Source organism: Gemmatimonadota bacterium (assembly GCA_041390105.1).
Classification (GTDB): Bacteria; Gemmatimonadota; Gemmatimonadetes; order Longimicrobiales; family Gaopeijiaceae; genus JAGQIF01.
The window spans coordinates 350,506-369,027 of record JAWKQO010000002.1 but is presented as its reverse complement, the minus strand read 5'-3'; the positions used below and the strand labels follow the sequence as shown (position 1 = coordinate 369,027).

Annotated in this window: 18 protein-coding genes and 1 pseudogene; 14 read left to right on the top strand and 5 right to left on the bottom strand. The window is 68.5% G+C overall.

Annotated features, from left to right (window positions below; all coding sequences use genetic code 11):
* Position 1 precedes the first annotated feature (1 nt).
* Positions 2-880 (bottom strand): alpha/beta hydrolase-fold protein, encoded by an 879-nt coding sequence (locus tag R3E10_10935; protein MEZ4416248.1) that lies wholly within the window; start codon positions 878-880, stop codon positions 2-4.
* Between the two features lie 380 nt (positions 881-1,260).
* Here R3E10_10935 and hisG point away from each other — a divergent pair, with 380 nt between their 5' ends.
* The 8 genes from hisG to hisIE are packed head-to-tail and all read left to right on the top strand — an operon-like array spanning position 1,261 to position 7,705.
* Positions 1,261-2,121 (top strand): ATP phosphoribosyltransferase, encoded by an 861-nt coding sequence (hisG, locus tag R3E10_10930; protein ID MEZ4416247.1) that lies wholly within the window; start codon positions 1,261-1,263, stop codon positions 2,119-2,121.
* The gene (hisD, locus tag R3E10_10925; protein MEZ4416246.1) at positions 2,118-3,413 is read left to right on the top strand and encodes a histidinol dehydrogenase; all 1,296 of its coding nucleotides are present in this window, start codon (positions 2,118-2,120) and stop codon (positions 3,411-3,413) included. The genes hisG and hisD overlap by 4 nt, the downstream gene beginning before the upstream one ends.
* The gene (locus R3E10_10920) at positions 3,410-4,468 is read left to right on the top strand and encodes an aminotransferase class I/II-fold pyridoxal phosphate-dependent enzyme (GenBank protein ID MEZ4416245.1); all 1,059 of its coding nucleotides are present in this window, start codon (positions 3,410-3,412) and stop codon (positions 4,466-4,468) included. The genes hisD and R3E10_10920 overlap by 4 nt, the downstream gene beginning before the upstream one ends.
* Complete coding sequence (gene hisH, locus R3E10_10915) at positions 4,465-5,058, top strand: imidazole glycerol phosphate synthase subunit HisH (GenBank protein MEZ4416244.1); 594 nt, start codon at positions 4,465-4,467, stop codon at positions 5,056-5,058. Before R3E10_10920 ends, hisH begins: the two co-directional genes overlap by 4 nt.
* Entirely contained in the window at positions 5,055-5,765 is a 711-nt protein-coding gene (locus R3E10_10910) for a HisA/HisF-related TIM barrel protein (protein MEZ4416243.1), read from the top strand. The genes hisH and R3E10_10910 overlap by 4 nt, the downstream gene beginning before the upstream one ends.
* Positions 5,762-6,304: an imidazoleglycerol-phosphate dehydratase gene (locus R3E10_10905; protein MEZ4416242.1), complete on the top strand. Its 543-nt coding sequence runs from the start codon at positions 5,762-5,764 to the stop codon at positions 6,302-6,304. The genes R3E10_10910 and R3E10_10905 overlap by 4 nt, the downstream gene beginning before the upstream one ends.
* Positions 6,305-6,317: 13 nt before the next feature.
* Complete coding sequence (gene hisF, locus R3E10_10900; GenBank protein ID MEZ4416241.1) at positions 6,318-7,082, top strand: imidazole glycerol phosphate synthase subunit HisF; 765 nt, start codon at positions 6,318-6,320, stop codon at positions 7,080-7,082.
* Positions 7,079-7,705: a bifunctional phosphoribosyl-AMP cyclohydrolase/phosphoribosyl-ATP diphosphatase HisIE gene (gene hisIE / locus R3E10_10895; GenBank protein MEZ4416240.1), complete on the top strand. Its 627-nt coding sequence runs from the start codon at positions 7,079-7,081 to the stop codon at positions 7,703-7,705. The genes hisF and hisIE overlap by 4 nt, the downstream gene beginning before the upstream one ends.
* Before the next feature lie 84 nt (positions 7,706-7,789).
* On the opposite strand, the gene R3E10_10890 is transcribed toward hisIE, so the two are convergent.
* From R3E10_10890 to R3E10_10880, 3 genes and pseudogenes are all read right to left on the bottom strand, one after another.
* The gene (locus R3E10_10890) at positions 7,790-8,689 is read right to left on the bottom strand and encodes an MBL fold metallo-hydrolase (GenBank protein MEZ4416239.1); all 900 of its coding nucleotides are present in this window, start codon (positions 8,687-8,689) and stop codon (positions 7,790-7,792) included.
* Positions 8,669-9,220: pseudogene (locus R3E10_10885) on the bottom strand (RidA family protein). Before R3E10_10885 ends, R3E10_10890 begins: the two are co-directional and overlap by 21 nt.
* Positions 9,221-9,329: 109 nt before the next feature.
* Positions 9,330-10,541: a hypothetical protein gene (locus tag R3E10_10880; protein ID MEZ4416238.1), complete on the bottom strand. Its 1,212-nt coding sequence runs from the start codon at positions 10,539-10,541 to the stop codon at positions 9,330-9,332.
* A 113-nt stretch (positions 10,542-10,654) separates the two neighbouring features.
* Between R3E10_10880 and R3E10_10875 the strand changes: the two genes are divergently transcribed.
* Entirely contained in the window at positions 10,655-12,454 is a 1,800-nt protein-coding gene (locus R3E10_10875; GenBank protein MEZ4416237.1) for an ABC transporter ATP-binding protein, read from the top strand.
* A gap of 30 nt (positions 12,455-12,484) precedes the next feature.
* Here R3E10_10875 and R3E10_10870 read toward each other — a convergent pair whose 3' ends face one another.
* Positions 12,485-12,826 (bottom strand): rhodanese-like domain-containing protein, encoded by a 342-nt coding sequence (locus tag R3E10_10870; protein ID MEZ4416236.1) that lies wholly within the window; start codon positions 12,824-12,826, stop codon positions 12,485-12,487.
* A 113-nt stretch (positions 12,827-12,939) separates the two neighbouring features.
* Here R3E10_10870 and R3E10_10865 point away from each other — a divergent pair, with 113 nt between their 5' ends.
* The 5 genes from R3E10_10865 (at position 12,940) to leuS (ending at position 18,520) form a co-directional block, all read left to right on the top strand.
* Complete coding sequence (locus tag R3E10_10865; GenBank protein ID MEZ4416235.1) at positions 12,940-13,161, top strand: hypothetical protein; 222 nt, start codon at positions 12,940-12,942, stop codon at positions 13,159-13,161.
* A gap of 105 nt (positions 13,162-13,266) precedes the next feature.
* Positions 13,267-14,148, top strand: a complete 882-nt coding sequence (locus R3E10_10860) for a prohibitin family protein (protein MEZ4416234.1) — start codon at positions 13,267-13,269, stop codon at positions 14,146-14,148.
* Positions 14,149-14,165: 17 nt separating this feature from the next.
* The gene (locus tag R3E10_10855) at positions 14,166-14,819 is read left to right on the top strand and encodes a hypothetical protein (protein ID MEZ4416233.1); all 654 of its coding nucleotides are present in this window, start codon (positions 14,166-14,168) and stop codon (positions 14,817-14,819) included.
* Positions 14,820-14,824: 5 nt separating this feature from the next.
* On the top strand, positions 14,825-15,943 hold the full coding sequence (locus R3E10_10850) for an aminopeptidase (protein ID MEZ4416232.1): 1,119 nt from the start codon (positions 14,825-14,827) through the stop codon (positions 15,941-15,943).
* A gap of 108 nt (positions 15,944-16,051) precedes the next feature.
* A complete protein-coding gene (leuS, locus tag R3E10_10845; GenBank protein MEZ4416231.1) occupies positions 16,052-18,520 on the top strand; it encodes a leucine--tRNA ligase in 2,469 nt (822 codons plus the stop codon).
* Positions 18,521-18,522: the final 2 nt, after the last annotated feature.

The following is an 18,522-nucleotide window of genomic DNA, read 5'->3' as shown; positions in this document are numbered from 1 at the left end:
GCTAGCGGCGGTAGAGGTGGCGGAGCCCGCGCGTCAGCGCTACTGGGACCACCGACGTGTGGGACTCGCCGTCCAGGACCTGGAACGTCCCAACGAGGGATGGATAGGCGCGGGACTCGAGGAGCGCGACCAGGCGTCGAGGGTTGCTGATCATCTTCCAGGCGTCGAGCCCCGGGATCCCGGCCCCCTCTTCGAGCGATCCCACGCCGAAGTAGGCCCGCGCCTCGAGGTCTCCGCCGCGCTCGGCCCGCGCTTCCTCGGCGCGGAACACCACGCCGTCGTCCCACCACAGAGCCGGACTCGCGATCACATAGCGCCGGAACGCCTGCGGGCGCGTCAGCAGAGCCCAGGTAGCGCACAGCCCCCCCATGGATGAGCCGAACAGCGTGCTGTCCTGACCGTCCACCGGGTAGGTGCCCTCGATGAACGGCTTCAACTCCTTTTCCAGGAAGTCCAGGAAGCGATCGGCGCCGCCCATGCGTTGCCCCTCCGGCAGCAGCGGCTCCCAGTCCGGCCTCATCTGCCGCCCCATGGCTTCGAAGCGGGCGTCGGCCGTCGGTGTGAAATCCCGGTTCCGGGTCTCCCCTTGGATGCGCGGGTCGTTGGTGCCGTATCCGATGCCCACGACGCGCAGGGGAGGAAGCTCTCCGAACAACATGCTCTGCAGGCGGGTCATCTCGGTGGCCGTCCCGAAGAACAGGTCTCCGTCCAGGACGTACAGCACCCCGTGGCGGTCCGCGGGCGGCGACATGGGGCCGGGCGTGGGCTCAGCCACCCGGATCTCGAAGTCGACCCCGGCGCATTCGGACGCGAAGCGCCAGGCGTCCGTCCCCCTCAGGGTCACCTCGCCCCGGCGTTCGACTCGCTCCACACCAGCCATGATCCACTCCTCTTCGGTTGTTCCCCGGCCATCGACTCGCGGCCCCAGGCCATCGACTCGCGGCCCCGTTCCATCGACTCGCGGCCCCCTTCGAGTGTAGTCCCTTCCGCAGCGTGAGGGGCAAGCCCGGGGCGACGGTTTCCGCTTCGCGCGCGTCTTGACCCGTCCAGCGGGAACGGCTAACCGTTCCTACATGAGCCTCGCGCAGCGACAGCACCATCATCACCACGGCCATCCCTGGACCCGGGCGGGTTCGAGGGTCGTGGAGGTGCGCCGCTAGCTCGCGGACCGCTCACCTGACGACCACGAGGCCCGTCCCGAAGGACGGGCCTCGTTCTTTTTGTACCCGACGCCCACAACCCAAGACACGCATGCAGACGTTGCGGATCGCACTGCCCAACAAGGGACGCCTGGCCGAGCGCGCCCTGGCCCTCTTCGAACAGGCGGGCCTGCCGCCCAGCTTTCGCGCCGAGCGCGCCCTGGTCGCCGGCCTGGGAAAAGGGTATCAGGCCATTTTCGTTCGCGCGCAGGACATTCCGGAGTTCGTCGCGGACGGTGCCGCCGAGCTCGGGATCACCGGTGCGGACCTGATCGAAGAGTCCGGGCGCGAGATCACGGAGCTGCTCGACCTGGGCTTCGGTCGCTGTCGCCTCGTGGTGGCGGTCAAGGACGACGCGACTGCCGACGCTCCGGCGGCCCTACCGCCGGGGACCCGCGTGGCCACGTCATTTCCGCGCCTGGCCCGCAGCTTCTTCCACTCGATCGGCGTGTCGGTGGAGATCGCGCCGGTGAGCGGCGCCGCCGAGATCGCGCCTCACCTGGGTGTGGCCGACGTGATCGTGGACCTCACGTCCACGGGCTCCACACTGCGCGTCAACGGGCTGCGTGAGATCGGGACGATCCTGGAGTCGACGGCGCGCCTGGTCGCGAACCGTGCCGCAGCCGAGGGGCTCGCCACACGCTCCTCCATCGACACCCTGGTCGCCGCATTGGAGTCGGTGCTGCGCGCGGAGAAGAAGCGCTACCTCATGGCGAACGTGCCGCGGTCGCGTCTGGAGCAGGTGCGAGCGCTCCTGCCCGGCATCTCCGGACCCACGGTGGTGGACGTGCTCGATCGGGGGTCGTGGGTGGCCGCCCACGCGGTCGTCGATGCCGACGACGTCTTCGAGACGATCGCTCGCCTGAAGGCGCTGGGTGCCGAAGGAATCCTGGTCACCCGGATCGAGAGGCTGATGCCGTGAAGGTCGCGATCGCAGGACCCATCGCCGGACTGAGCGAGGCAGAGCAGGCCCATCTGTTCACCCGGGCGCTGCCGGACCAGGAAGACGTCCAGGACACGGTGCGCAGCCTGCTGGAGCGCGTTCGTCGGGAAGGCGACGCCGCGCTCTTCGATCTCGCCCGCCGACTGGACGGCGCACATCTCGACACCTTGGCCGTGCCCCGCGACGAATGGCAGCGGGCCGCGCAGCGTTTGGCCGCACCGGAGCGCGCCGCGCTCGAGCGTGCCGCCGTCAACATCGAACGCTTCCACAAGGCGCTCCTGCCGGAGCCGACCCGACACATCAGCGAACCCGGCGTCTCCCTGGAGCGGCGCTGGGTTCCCGTGGGGCGCGCCGGCGTCTACGCGCCCGGAGGGCGGGCCGCGTATCCGAGCAGCGTGCTCATGGGCGTGGTGGCGGCCCGGGCCGCAGGGGTGGACCAGGTGATCGTGTGCTCACCTCCGTCGCCGGACGGCCGGGTGAGCGACGGGGTGCTCGCAGCGGCCTGGCTCGGTGGAGCGGATCGGCTGTTCGCCCTCGGCGGCGCCGGTGCCATCGCCGCGCTGGCCTACGGAACCGAGAGCGTCCCCCAGGTGGACGTGATCGTTGGCCCCGGCAACCGTTGGGTGAACGAAGCCAAGCAGCAGGTCGCCGGGTGGGTGCGCATCGACTCTCCGGCCGGGCCGTCGGAGCTCCTGGTGCTGGCCGACGCGGGTGCCGATCCCGACGTGATCGCTCGCGAGTTGGTCGCCCAGGCCGAGCACGATCCCGATGCGGCCGTGGTCCTGGTGACGCCCGCGGCGGAGCTGCTCTCCAGCACCCGGGCCCGCCTGGAGGCGCGGGTCGCGGCCGCAGACCGGCGCGACGTAGCGGAGGCGGCGCTGGCGGCGAACGGCGCGCTGCTCCTGGCCACGGATCCGGAGCAGGCTCTCCTGTTCGCGAACGCCTACGCGCCGGAGCACCTGCTGCTGCTCGTGGACGAGCCTGGCCCGGCCATCGACCGGTTGCGCACCGCGGGTACCGTCTTCGTAGGGGCCACCAGCTCGGTGGCCTTCGGCGACTACATGACGGGCGCCAACCACGTGTTGCCGACCGCGGGCCGGGCCCGCTCGTTCTCGGGACTCGCCACCGACCACTTCATGCGCTCGTTCACGGTGCAGAGGATCGACCCCGTCGGGGCCGCGGCGCTGGCCGCCGACGTGCGCCGGCTGGCAGAGCTGGAAGGCCTCCCCGCGCACGCGACCGCGGCCTGGGCGGCAGGGGGCCACTCATGAGCTTCCCCCGAAGCGACCTCCGCGACCTGGCGCCCTACGCGCAGGATCCGACACCGGTCGATCTCGACCTTTCGGACAACACGAACCTCTGGGGTCCCCATCCGGCTGCGCTGCAGGCGCTCGCGGAGAGCGCCGCTTCCGTGGCGCGCTATCCCACCGCGTATGGCGACGCGGTGCGCGCAGCCGTCGCTGCCCGGTTCGGCGTGCCCATGGACTGCGTGACGACCGGCTGTGGCTCCGACGATCTCATCGACGCGGCGTTTCGCGGTCTGGCCGCTCCAGGGGAGGCCCTCGCCTACCTGGCTCCCACGTTCAGCATGGTCGAGCACGCGGCCCTCACCAACAGCCTGGAGCGTCGGCCGTACCTCGTGGACTACGCGGGCGGGGGCGCCCTCCCCGCTCCCGAGGCAGTGCTCGAGGGAGCGCCTGCCCTCGTCTACCTGTGCACACCCAACAACCCCACGGGAACGGGTCTGCCCGCGCCCTGGGTCGACGCCTTGCTCGACCGCGTGGCCACCCTGGCGGAGGCTCCGATCGTACTCATCGATGAGGCCTACGCGCATTTCACGGACCAGAGTTGGTTGGAGCGCGCACCCGGGCACGGCCGACTCCTGGTGCTGCGCACCATGTCGAAGGCGTACGGACTCGCGGGCCTGCGCGTGGGCTTCGGCGTGGCCGCGCCTGCCGTGCTTCTCGAGCTCAACAAGGCCCGCGGGCCTTTCAAGGTAGGCCGGTCCGCGGAGGCCGCGGCCGCTGCGGCCCTGGCGGATGGGTCGTCGTGGCTGGACGAGATCATCCACGAGACCCTGCTCAACCGAGCGCGCCTCGACGCCGAGCTGCGCAGCCGCGGTTGGGCACCGCTCCCCTCCGAGGCCAACTTCGTGCTGATCCCGGTCGCCGAGCCACTGTGGTCCGAAGTGGCGGACCGCCTGGCTCGGGGCCGAATCGGGGTGCGAGCCGTACGCTTCCCGGACGGGAGCCGCTGGATGCGTTTGACCGTCGGTCCCTGGCCCTGGATGGAGCGATTGCTGGCCGAGCTGGGAGAGGCACCATGAGGATCGCGCTCCTGGACTACGGGGCCGGGAACCTGCACTCGCTGCAGAAGGCGATCGTGCGTCATGGAGCCGCGGTCGAGATCACCCGCGACTGGGGCCAGGCGTTGCACGCCGACGCCCTGGTGCTTCCGGGCGTCGGCTCCTTCCAGTCCGCAGTGCGGAGCTTGCCGGCCGACGTGACCCCGGTGCGCGCCGCCCTGTCCGCGGGCTTCCCCTGCCTCGGGATCTGCCTGGGCATGCAACTCCTGTTCGATGCCAGCGAGGAAGGCGCCGGGCACGGCCTCGGATTGATCCCGGGTACGGTGCGGCGACTGCGCGCCGAGATCGTGCCCCAGATGGGCTGGAACGACGTGCGCGCCGATCCGGACCCGCTCTTCCCCGACCCCTCGCCCCTGGTCGCCTACTACGCGAATTCGTATGTGTGCGAACCAGAAGACCCCCGTTGCGTCGTGGCCTGGAGCGAGTACGAAGGCGATCGCTTCGCCGCGGCCGTTCGACACGCGCGCACCTGGGGGGTGCAGTTTCACCCGGAGAAGAGCTCCCGCTCGGGGCTCGCGCTGATTGAGCGCTTTCTGGAGGAGGCACGTTGATCGTCGCTGCCGCCGTCGACATCCGCAAAGGACGTTGTGTGCAGTTGGTCGGGGGAGATCCCGACGTACAGCGGATCTCGCTACCGTCCCCCCTCGAAGCCGCCCGCTCCTGGATCGGCAGAGGGTTCCGTCATCTGCACGTCGTGGATCTCGATGCTGCGTTCGCCGAGGGCGACAACAATGCCGTGGTCGACTCGCTGCTCCCGCTCTGCGACGACGTGCAGGTCGGAGGCGGCGTGCGTGACGATCGCCGCGCCGGTGCGCTGCTACGCGCAGGTGCGGCCCGCATCATCGTGGGCACGCGTGCGCTGAGCGATCCCACCTGGCTGGAGACGCTCGCCGGCGCCCACCCGGGTCGGGTCGTGGCTGCCGCCGACGTGCGCGACGGCACGGTGGTCGTGCAGGGCTGGACGCGCGAGAGCGGGCAGGCGCTCGAGGACGTGCTGCAGCGGTGGCAGGATCTGCCGCTGGCCGGCGTCCTGGTGACCGATGTCTCCCGCGAGGGGCGGCTGGAAGGGCTCGACACCGAGCGGGTGGCCCAGGCCCGGGAGGCCACCCGCCATTCCCTGTGGGTGGCGGGCGGCATCGGATCCCTGACCGACGTGCGGGCGGCGCACGATGCGGGGGCGGACGGACTGGTGCTGGGGATGTCCATCTATACCGGAGCGATCGACGTCGACGCGCTCCTCGAGGAGTTCGGCCGATGAAGCGCGTGGAGCGCTCCACCAAGGAGACCACGATCCGCGTGGGCGTGGCCGTGGGGAACGGCGCCTCGCGCATCGATGTCGAAGACGAGTTCTTCCGTCACATGCTCGATACGTTCGGGCGCTATGCTGGACTCGAGCTGGATGTGCATGCTCGTGGCGATCTGAAGCACCACATCGTCGAGGACGTGGCCATCACACTGGGACTCGCGCTCAAAGACCTCACGCCCGCCCGGGCCGCCCGCTACGGATGGGCCGCGATCCCCATGGACGACGCCTGGGTCGACGCGGCCCTCGATCTGGGGGGACGGGCCTGGTACGGCGGGAAGCTGCCCTCCCGCCTCTACCAGCACTTCCTGCGCAGCCTGGCCTTCGCCATGGACGCTACCCTGCATGTCCAGGTGGTTCGCGGCTTCGACCGCCACCACATCGTCGAAGCGGCCATCAAAGCCACCGGCATGGCGCTGCGGCAAGCGATCGCCGAGGGCGACCAGCTCTTCTCCACCAAGGGCGCCGTCCACATCCGGCGGGACGAGCCTTGAGGGGGCGGCGAGCATGCTGAGACCGCGACTCATCGTGTGCCTGGATGTACGGGACGCGCGCGTGGTGAAGGGCCGGCGCTTCCAGGGGCTGCGTGACGTGGGCGATCCGGTGGAGCTGGCGCGCCGCTACGAGGCCGACGGAGCCGACGAGGTCGTGTTCCTGGACGTGAGTGCCTCGTTGGAAGAACGCGGAACGTTCCGCGACACCGTGACGCGCACCGCGGAGACCCTCTTCGTTCCCCTCACCGTGGGTGGTGGCGTACGCTCGGTCGCGGACATCGGCGGGCTGCTGCGGGCCGGCGCGGACAAAGTCAGCCTCAACAGCGCAATCGTGACCGACCCCGAGCTTCTGTCGGCCGCCGCCGACGCGTTCGGCGCGCAGTGCGTGGTCGCGAGCGTCGACGCCGCGCGCGTCCCGTCGGAGGGGCCGGTGCGCTGGGAGGTGTTCACGCACGGGGGCACTCGGCCTACGGCCCTGGACGCCGTGGACTGGTGCGCGGCCTGCGCCGAGCGGGGGGCCGGGGAGATCCTCCTCACGTCCATCGACCAGGACGGCGCCCGCTCCGGATACGATATCGAGTTGTTGCAGGCGGTGACCGCCCGCGTCCGCGTACCCGTCATCGCCTCGGGCGGGGCCGCCAACGCCGCTCATCTGGCGGAGGGCCTGACACTCGGCGGCGCCTCCGCCGTACTGCTCGCCGGCGTCCTGCACGACGGGCTCACCACCGTGAGCACACTCAAGGGCGAACTTCTCGACCGGGGAATGGCCATCCGATGAATCTGCCTACGCCCATCCGCGCTCTCGAAGATCTGGACCAACTCCGCTTCGGTGGTGCCGACGCGCTGGTCCCCGTCGTCGCCCAGGACTACGACACGGGCCGCGTGCTCATGATGGCGCACGCCAACCGTGAGGCGGTCGAACGCACGTTGGAGACGCACGAGCTGCATTTCTGGTCGCGTGCCCGCAGGCAGCTGTGGCGGAAGGGGGAAACGTCGGGAAACGTGCTGCACGTCCACGCGCTCAAGGCCGATTGCGACGGGGACACCCTGCTGGCCCAGGTCCGGCCCGCCGGTCCCGTGTGCCACACGGGCGCGGCGACCTGCTTCGGAAACGACCTGACCGCCGGGGTGGTGGACCGGCTGTGGCGGCGACTGGAGTCGCGCAGGACCGCGGACCCGGCCACCAGCTACACGGCGGAGCTGTTGGCGGACGAGAACCGGAGGCTCAAGAAGCTGGGCGAGGAGTGTGCCGAGTTGGTCGTGGCGCTGGCACGTGGTGAGAGAGACCGCATCGACGAGGAGGCCGCGGATCTGCTCTATCACGTGCTGGTCGCACTGGTGGGTGCCGGTCGCCCGCTCGCCGGCGTCCTGGAGGAGCTGAGCCGCAGGGAACGGCCGTAGCAGACCCCTGAACACGGGGCACTCCGCGTCGGCAGCGCCACCGCCCCGGCCGGCACCTGCGTGCCGGCGGGGCCGGCCGAAGCCTCAGCGAACCACCAACGTCTCGAGGTGGGTGGGCGGCAGCACGGTGGTGCCCGGAGAGATCATCCTCGCCGCCTCCATGAACGGAACGAGGTTGTTCTCGTAGTTGGCCTGCTGCGAGAAGCCGTAGGGATACTGGAAGTTGTCCCAGTGAGTCGGGATCACCACGCGCGGATACCCCGTCACCTTCAGCAGCCGTTCGTCATACTGGTAGAGCCCCAGCCGTGACCCGTTGATCCCGGCCAGGAGAATGTCGGGGCGGAGGCCCTGCAGCTCGCGCTCCACGAAGTTCATGGATCCCATGGTGAGCACCTCGTGGTTCTTGAAGCGCGCGAGGAACTGGAGTGAGCCTCCTTCGATGAATTGATCGATCCTCAGCGGCGCCCTCAGGCCGCTGGCCGCCGAGTACTGGCGGCCGTCGTAGTAGTGTTTGTCGTTCAGGGCCGAGTGGATCCCCGGGACCACCCGCACCGAGAAGTCGTCGAACTGGTAGTCCTCCCCGCCACGCACGGCGTAGAGCTGCTCCTCGGGGATGCCATAGGCACGAAGGATCGTGGTGGTGGTCTCGGTGCCGATGACCTTGGCCCCCGTCCGGGCCGCAATGTAGGGCACGTCACCCAGGTGATCGTAGTGTGAATGGTGCACCAGGATGAAATCGGCCTCGGTGACCAGTGAGTTGATCAACGCCGTGTCGGGTTGGCCCGGGCCGGTCCGCGGAAACTGAGTCCGGGTGTCGTCCGGATGTCCTTCCCCGGCGTATTTCAAGCGAGAGATGTAGGGGTCGACCAGCACCACGACGTTTCCGTCCCGGATCTCCCATCCGGCGGCACCGAAGTACTTCAACAGGATGGGCTCGGCGGTCTCCGCTGGCCGAGGCGCCCCGTCCCGGACCTCCACGATCATCTCGATCTCCACGGCCTGCCCCCGCGGCAGCGACGCCATCCCCACCGCCGCCCGGGCGTGCCGGCCGCGCTCCCCGAACACTTCCACCATCAGGTCCGAGAACCCGTTGATCACCGCGGGCTGCTCCAGGAAGTCGGGAGTCGAGTTGACCATGCCCAACACCTTCACCACCCGCTCCACGCGGCTGAGGTCACCCAGCATGGACTTGAGGACTGCCAGCTGATTGATGGCCGTGAGACGTGCCGCCTCGTATCCCTCTTCGATGGAGACGTCGGCTCCGAGCTTGCCATGGATCTCGGATCCATCCGCACGCCTCGGTCCCTTCCCAGCCAGGAAGACCAGGTTCCCTGTGCGGACAGCGTTCACGTAGTTGGCCACGGGGCTCGGTGCCGGCGGGAGGGTGATCCCCAACTCGACCAGTCGTTGTTCGGGGTCGTAGCCACCGGTCTGCTGCGCCGACGTCGCGTGAGGGGCAGCCAGGCACAGCGCCGCGGCCGCGACGCAGGCGCTCTGGAGCAAGGTGCGTTTCATGGGTGCGCTCCGACGGAGGGAGTGGGTGCCCTGCTCCGCGGAGGAGCCCGGCCGGCCCATTGTCGTCAGGGCGCGCGTGGCATCGCAAGCGGCGACCCAGCGCCGACCGTCACCCGCCCTGCAGCGCGACCATCTCCAGCGTTTCCTGATCGAGCTCGTCGAAGCGACTCCCCAGCACGTAGTCGTCCCCGATGTCGAAGGGCCGGAAGCGCGGGGGAAACGCCACGGTACCCAGCATCCTGCCGTCGGCTGCGAAGACCGCGTACACCGGATCGTCGTCCCCGGGACCGCGATAGGCCCCGACCCACAGACGGCCAGCGCCGTCCACCAGAAAACTCTGGTAGGCCGGCCAACGCTCGGCCGGAGGCGTCTGGTTCAGATCGTCCTCGATCTGGCGGCGCTCCTCCGCGTCATCCGCATCCTCGAGCCGCTCATCCCGGTAGTGCCGCAGATCTTCGGCACTGACCGCGGGCGGTTGATACCGGCTGCGGATGATCTCACGCAACGCTCCTTCTTGGTCGAACGCGAGGATCTCGTAGCGGTCCGAAGTCCCCAGGTAGATCCTCGACGCACCCGCCGCCGCCACGGGGATCTTGCCGAAGGGGATCAGGCGGCCCCGCAGTCCCGAGGCGCTGACCTCCCAGTACATCTCGATCCCGGGGAACTCACCGAGGGCCGCACGCAATGCTCCGTCCGGGAACAACGCGGCAAACGTGGTCGGGCCCCTCGACACACCGCTCTGCATCTGGCGACCCTGGCCGGACGAGAAGAAGAACCCGCCGCCCACCAGCACGCTGCCGTCGTCCAACAGGCCCTGTGGAATCGGGTAGCCGCCGGCCGCGTCAGGAATCGCCGCAGTGCGGACCAGCCCCACGTCGGGATGCAGGATCGTGATGCGGCGGTTGTCCACGTCGCCCACAACGAGCGAATCCTCTCCGACCAGACCGAGGAGCACCGGATTCTGGAATTCACCGGGGCCCTGCCCTTCCGCTCCCATCGTGCGCTCCCACACCCCCTGTGCGCTGTACAACCGCACTCCCTTGGCCCCCTGGTCGCTGACCGCGAGTCGACCATCCGACAGTCGTCGGGCTCCCGAGATGCGGTAGAGAGGAGGCTCGGGCGCATCGGCGCCGGGCGCGTGGCGCAGGAGTGTCGCTCCTACCGTACGGGTCCAGGGGCCGAGCTCGGTGGGAGCGGGATTCTCGATGATCTTCACGCCAGCGGAGTCCGTGACCACGACGGGGAGGCCGGGAGAGTCCCCCGTGCCGCAAGCGGCCAGCAGCAGTGCGGACGAGAAGACCAGCGCGGGTCGGGCAAGCATGTCGTTCTCCTGGTCGCAGGCGGGGCTCCTCGAAGTTAGAGCCATGTGCCCCAGCGCGGGGTTGGCTTTCGGAACTGGCTTCCCCGGCCCCGGGTAGCGAGGACCCTTCTGCCATGGCTGACCCCGTCCCGATCCAGGAAGAAGAAGCGCTCGGCAAGGCGTACGACGCCGCGCTGATGCGACGCCTGCTCCGCTACCTGCATCCCCACGCAGCGTTGGTGGCACTGGCCATCGCGGTCCTGGTGGCCTCCGCCGCCCTGGAGGTCGTGGGACCCTGGCTCACCCAGATGGCCATCGACGAGGCCATCCCCGCCGGCGACCGACACCAGTTGGCGGTACTGGCGCTGCTCTTCCTCGGCTCGCTGGTCGGTGTGTTCCTGGCTCAGTACGTCCAGCAGATCCTCACCACCTGGTTGGGCCAGAAGGTGATGCTCGACCTGCGGCGGGAGATCTTCGCGCATCTGCAACGCCTCGACCTCCGCTACTACGACAAGAACCCGGTCGGGCGGCTGATGACCCGCATCACCAGCGACGTCGAGACGCTGAACGAGCTGTTCAGCTCCGGGATCGTCACGGTGTTCGGCGACGTCTTCACTCTGGTGTTCATCGTGGTGGCCATGCTGCGCATGGACTGGCGCTTGGCGCTCATCACCTTCGCGGTGCTCCCCCTGGTGTTCGTGACCGCCTTCGTGTTCCGCGCCAAGGTCCGCGTCGCTTACCGGGACATCCGCCTGCGCCTGGCTCGCATCAACGCCTACCTGCACGAACGCCTCACCGGGATGCGGGTGGTCCAGCTCTTCAATCGGGAACAGCGGGACTCCGACGCGTTTCGGGCTTTGGATCGGGCCTATCTGGAAGCGCATCTCCGCTCGATCACGTACTACGCACTGTTCTTTCCTCTGATCGAGCTGTTCACGGCCACCGCCCTGGCGCTGATCCTGTGGTGGGGAGGCGGCCAGGTTCTGGCAGAAACCATCCAGGTCGGCGTGATGGTGGCCTTCATCCAGTACGCACGGCGCTTCTTCCGCCCCATCCAGGACCTGTCCGAGAAGTACAACCTGCTGCAGGGCGCCATGGCCTCATCCGAGCGCATCTTCAAGTTGCTCGACCGGCGACCCGCCGTGCGGGATGTCCCCGATCCGACCCCGCTCCCCACTCAGGTGGAAGGGCGCGTGGAGTTCAAGGGGGTATGGTTCGCGTACGAGGCGGAGGGCGCAGAGCCCGACTGGGTGCTGCGGGATGTGAGCTTCGTGGTGGAGCCCGGCGAGAAGCTCGCCATCGTCGGCCATACCGGGGCAGGCAAGACCACCATCATCAACCTGCTGATGCGCTTCTACGAGCCCCAACGCGGCGAGATCCTCCTGGACGGCATCCCGATTCGCGAACTGCGGCAACGGGACTTGAGGGACTCCATCGGACTGGTGCTCCAGGACGTATTCCTTTTCAGCGACGACGTGCACGCCAACATCCGATTGGGATCCCCGGACGTGGACGACGCGCGGGTGCGCTTCGCCGCCGAACAGATCGGGGCGGCGCCCTTCATCGAGCGCCTACCCGGAGGCTACTCGCAGAAGCTGGGAGAGCGGGGCGCGTCGCTCTCGGTGGGCGAGCGACAACTCATCTCCTTCGCCCGGGCGCTGGCGTTCGACCCTCGCGTACTCGTTCTGGACGAGGCCACCAGCTCGGTGGACTCCGAGATCGAGGCAAAGATCGAGGCTGCCACGGATCGCCTCATGGCCGGGCGCACGTCGCTGGTCATCGCCCACCGGCTCTCCACCGTACAGAACGCAGACCGGATCCTGGTCCTGCACCACGGGCAGGTGGTCGAGCAGGGAAGCCACGCCGAGCTGTTGGAGCAGGAAGGGCTCTACGCCCGACTCTACGAGTTGCAGTTCGTGCGGTCTGCGGCTTGATACGCTGCAGGCGCCGGCGCGCGCACGCCCTCAGTAGGCCGACAGCGAAGGGTCGACCTCGTCCCGCCAGGCGAGGATCCCACCCTTGAGGTTGAACACCTTCGAGTAGCCGGCATGGAGCAGCTGGCGCACCGCCCAGGCGCTGCGGCCCCCCGAACGACAGTACACCACCACGTTTGCGGACGGATCCAGCTCGCGCATGCGTTCCAGGAACTCGCCCATGGGCATTCGCACTGGACCGTATTCGCCGAGATCCGCGATCTGCCACTCGTGTGGCTCGCGGACATCGACCAGCACCACGGGCTGCTCCTGATCGAGCCGTTCCTTGAGCTCGGTCGGAGTCATCTCGGGAAGGCGGGCGGCGTCGCTCATCGGCTGCGGAAGACCTTTCGTCGGCGAGGTGCATGACCCTGCCTGCCCTGGCTGGACTTGGCAACCCCCCATTGTAACGGGTGGCCCGCCCCCGCCCGACGGTTCCCGGCCGAGTGGCGCCGCCCTACCTTGCTCGGGTGCGCTACCGCGTCGTGATCCGCCACGGTCGTCCCAGGCACCTGTACCACACCCTGGAGCTGGAGGCGCCCGATCTGGCCGCTGCCTTGGAGGCGGCCGTCCGGGCCCTCCCGGCTGAGCTGGTCGCCAGCGCCGACCTGGCCGAGGTGAGAGAAGCGCCCGACCCCGATAGCCGCCCCATGCTGGAGGGCGCGTGAAGCCCCCCGGCCCGTGCCCCGTAGCTAGTGTACCACGTAACAAGACGGACCCGCGGGGCGGCAGGGCGCGCTCCCAAGGGTTGACCGAATCATAAGGAGTCGACGATGGGCCTGATGATCCTGGCGGTGATGGTGATCCTGGTAGGCGGCCTGGTGCGCCTGGCGGGGACGCGAACCAAGGCACCGGGGAGCACCAAGGTCGCGAGCTATCTGATCATGCTCTTCGGGCTGTTCCTGGCCTTCGCCAACACCGTGACCATGGTGGACGTCGGTGAGGTGGGGGTGAAGCACTTCCTCGGGCGGGTGGACACCGATCCGCTCTTCCAGGGCGTGCACGTCATCAACCCCTTCGCCAACATCACCAAGATGTCCGTCCGCGAGCAGGCGTTCCCGTCGGACGGAGGCGTGGAGCGGATCGAGGCCCAGACCTCGGAGCAGCTCACTGTGATGCTGGAGGTCTCGATCCTCTTCAAGCTGGACGGTGCGCGGGCGCCGGATCTGTACCAGCGCCTGGGCACCGAGGAACAGATCAAGAGCAGCATCGTGTTGAACGCCGTCCGCAACGGTGTGCGCGACGCAGTGGCCACCAAGTCCATCAACGAGATCTTCTCGCCCAACCGGAGGGAGATCGCCACCGAGATGAAGTCGGCCATCCAGGCCAAAGCCGGTGACCGCATCGAGGTACTGGACGTCTTCGTGCGCGACATCCAGGCGCCCGACCTGGTCCGGTCCGCCATCGAGGAGAAGCTGCAGCGCGAGCAGCAGGTGGCCGCGGAGCGCTTCCAGACGGAGATCATCCAGGAGAAGGCACGCCAGCAGGCCGAAGAGGCCAAGGGCATCGCGGAAGCCCAACGGATCATCTCACAGGGCCTGACCCCCGAATACCTCACCTTCTTCTACATCCAGCAGCTTTCCAGCCTCGGTGAGGGCAACGTGGTCTATGTGCCCACCGAAGGCGGGATCCCGCTCATCCGCAACCTGCGGTAGCGGAGGACCGGCCGGCCGTGGTGCGAACCGCTCTGGCCTTGGCGACCCTGCTGCTCTCCGGGTCGACCATCGCCATCGCCTGGCTGCTCCGCGGCCGGCCGGATCTCGAGACAGCTCGCTCCATTCTGGTCAACCTCGGCACCGAGTTCTTCGGGATCGTGGTGACCGTAGCGGTGGTGGATTGGCTATTCGAGCGCCGACGCCTGCATGACCGCGCGCGGGAGCTGGCCTGGAGCTTCCTGCACGACATCGAGCGGGTGGTGCGTGTGTGGCAGGGCGGGCCGCCGGGCATGGAGACGGACGAGCTGCTCGGGCTGATCTCCTCCATCGAGGCGGACGACAAGCCGTCGGAGAGCGCACAGGCGCTATTGGTCCACCTCGGACATCGCAGCAAAGAGCTCATGGACAAGGAGCCCCGCACGCTGGCGCTCTCTCCCGCGCTGCGCGCCGGACTGACCGAGCTCCTCGGCCTTCGGTCCCTCCGCGACGGCAGCACACCGACCTCGGTGCGCATGGTGGCCGAGATCCTGGACCAATCCTCCGTGCAGATGAGTCGCGTGCTGGGCCTGTCCACCCAGCGCTTTCCGGCCGGCCTCATCCGGTTCCGCGATCCGACCCCGGAGGCCCAGGAGCGGCGCTACCTGGAGATCCGCAGCGAGATGAGCGCGTAGGCGCCATGGACCGTCCCGGCGCGGGGGGCAGCGCGGCACTCCGGCGCGGCCCGTGCACGGACTCCGCCCGGCGCCACGGGAGCCGCCTGCTCGTGGGGCTCGCCTTCTGGCTGGGGACCTCAGCCTGTTCGCCCCTCTACGTGATCCGGGCCGGACTGGCCGAAGCTCGCATCTTGTCCGCGCGGCGGCCCCTGGCCGAGGTCATCCTGGACGGCCAGACCGATGCGCGGCTGCAAGGCAAGCTGACCCTGACGCGTGAGGCGCGCATCTATGCCGTCGAGGAGCTCGGCCTCGACGCTGGAGACGCGTTCACGAGCTACTCCGCGCTCGAGCGAGATACGCTGGCCATGGTCGTCTCGGCGGCCTATCGCACGCGGCTGGCCGCCAGGACCTGGTGGTTCCCGATCGTGGGACACGTACCGTACCGCGCCTACTTCGACTTCGAAGCAGGTGCCCGAGAACGCGCCAAGCTGGAAGCGGAGGGCTTCGACGCACTCCTCCGCCCCACCTCGGCGTTCAGCACGCTCGGCTGGTTCGCCGACCCCCTCCTGTCCACCACCGCTCGCGCGGACGAGGTGTCGCTGGTCGAGACGGTGCTGCACGAGCTCTCCCACAACCACCTGTTCGTTCCGGGCCAGGTCACCTTCAACGAGAGCTTCGCGCAGTTCGTGGGCAACGTGGGCGCCATGCGGTTCTTCTGCACACGTCCGGGGGGAGGCGCCGACACCGTGTGGTGCCGACGCGCCCAGGCCCGCTGGCGGGACGAGATCCGCTTCTCGCAGTTCATCGATGGGTTGGTCGCCGAGCTCGAAACGCTCTACGGCCGCACCGACCTGTCGGAAGCGGAGAAGCTGTCCGGTCGCGAAGCGGTGTTCCAGCGCCACCGCGAACGCTTCGCGTCCGAGGTCCAACCCACCTTCGAGGCGGGCCGCTACCAGAGCTTCCTGGACCAGCCTCTGAACAACGCGACCCTACTGGGCCGCATGCGGTACTACCACCGCCTCGGCGACTTCGACCAGCTGTGGCGAGGGATGGATCAGGACCTCCCTGGGGTCTTGCGTGCGCTGCGGGCCCAGGCAGCGACCGTCGCCGACCCCTGGGAGCTGCTGCCGACGGGCCGCTGATTTCCGCGGCCGGGCGCCGCGGGCTCACGCAGCCTGACGGGGGTTCGCGCCTCTGGACCGCCGCCTTAGGTTACGGATTGGTTCAGCCCCAACGACTCGGATGACCCCATGGCGAGCGAGACCCGGACGGCCTACTCCCCCTCCGCCGTCGAACACAAGTGGCAGTCGACCTGGGAGGAACGCGGCACCAACCGCTTCACCCTGGCGGAACTGAGCGGCACGCCCGAGAGGCCCTACTACAACCTGATGATGTTCCCTTACCCCTCCGCCGAGGGGCTGCACGTGGGCAACATCTATGCGTTCACAGGGGCGGACGTGCACGGCCGCTACCGCCGCCTGCTCGGACACCGGGTCTTCGAGCCCATCGGCTTCGACGCATTCGGGATCCACTCGGAGAACTTCGCGCTCAAAGTGGGCGTGCACCCGATGGACCTGATCCCGAAGAATGTGGCCAACTTCACGCGCCAGCTGCGTCGCATCGGCGGGATGTTCGACTGGACGCACACCGTCGATACCACCGACCCGGCCTACTACGCCTGGACGCAGTGGATCTTCGTGCAGCTCTTCAACGCAGGCTTGGCCGAACGCAAGGAGGCGCCGGTCAACTGGTGCCCGTCTTGCATGACGGTGCTGGCCAACGAACAGGTGATCGCAGGCCGCTGCGAGCGCTGTGACACCCCGGTGGAGCAGCGCCGCATCGCGCAGTGGTTCTTCAAGATCACGAACTACGCCGGTCGACTCCTGGACAACCTGGAGACGCTGGACTGGTCGGACACCACACGGAAGGCCCAGCAGAACTGGATCGGGCGTAGCGAAGGGGCCACCATCCACTTTCCCGTGGTGGGCAGCGACGCTCGCATCGAGGTGTTCACCACGAGGCCCGACACGATCTTCGGCGCCACCTACATGGTGCTGGCTCCGGAGCATCCACTGGTCGATCAGGTCGTGTCGGCGGAGCAGCGCGCGGCCGTGTCCGCCTACCGCGACGAGGCACGGCGCACCGACCTGGTGTCGCGGCAGAAGACGGACAAGTCGAAGACGGGCGTGTTCACGGGTGGACACTGCCGCAATCCGGCGACCGGCGAGGACATCCCCATCTGGGTGGCGGACTACGTGCTGATGGGATACGGCAGTGGCGCCATCATGGCGGTGCCGGGACACGACCAGCGCGACTTCGAGTTTGCCTCGGCATTCGGGCTGCCGATCGTGCGCGTGGTCGCCCCTCCGGACGGGTCGGCGGACGACCCGCTCACCGAGCCCTACGTGGACAACCAGAATGGGCGCCTGGTCCACTCGGGTCGCTTCGACGGACTGTCGGTGGCGGACGGCAAGGCCACCATCATCGATTGGCTGGTCGACGAGAATCTCGGCGATCGTCGCATCAACTACCGGCTGCACGACTGGTGCATCTCACGCCAGCGCTACTGGGGCCCGCCCATTCCAGTCATCCACTGCGATGCGTGTGGACCCGTGGCCGTGCCGGAGTCGGAACTGCCGGTGATCCTGCCCCGGGTGGACGACTTCAAGCCGGACGAATCCGGTGTGAGTCCGCTGGCGCGTGTGGAGAGCTGGTACCGGACCACCTGTCCGTCCTGTGGAGCCGAAGCGCGTCGCGAAACGGACGTCTCCGACACGTTCCTGGATTCCGCGTGGTACTTCCTGCGCTATCCGTCCACCGACTTCGCCGACCGCCCTTTCGATGAGCGCGTGACGAAGAACTGGCTGCCCGTCGACTGTTACATCGGCGGCAACGAACACGCGGTCCTGCACCTGATGTACTCGCGTTTTGTGACCATGGCGTTGCGTGACCTGGGCCACCTGGAGTTCGAGGAGCCTTTCACACGCTTCCGCGCGCACGGACTGATCATCCGTGAAGGCGCCAAGATGTCCAAGAGCAAGGGCAACGTCATCGTTCCCGATCCGATCATCGAGGAGTTCGGAGCAGACACGTTCCGACTCTACCTGATGTTCCTGGGCCCCTTCGAGGAGGGCGGCGACTACCGCGACGAGGGCATCCAGGGTCCTTTCGGCTTCCTGCACCGGCTGTGGGACACCGCTGTCTCCGTCGCGGAGTCGGAAGCCAACGGCGTCGCTCCCGCAGCCGACCCGGACGTGGAGCGCAAGCTGCACCAGACCATCGCCCAGGTCACCGATCAGCTCGGGCAGCTCCAGTACAACACCTCCATCGCGGCCATGATGGAGTGCCTGAATGTCGTGCGCGCCGGCGGTCGGGCCTCCTGCCGTGCGGAGATCGAACCGTTGATCGTCATGGTGGCCCCCTTCGCGCCGCACATCGCCGAGGAACTGTGGTCCCGCCTGGGCCACGGCACCAGCATCTTCGATGGTGGCAACTGGCCGACCTTCGACTCGGACAAGGCCCGCGAGACGCAGGTGACCGTGGCCGTTCAGGTCAATGGGAAGACGCGCGCGACGATCCAGGTGCCCGCCGGGGCCGACCAGACAGCGGCTGAGGCCGCCGCCCGGGCAGACGTCGGTGTGGCACGACACCTGGAAGGAACGAACGTGCGGCGGGTCATCTATGTTCCGGAGCGTCTCCTCAACTTCGTGGTGGGGTAGCT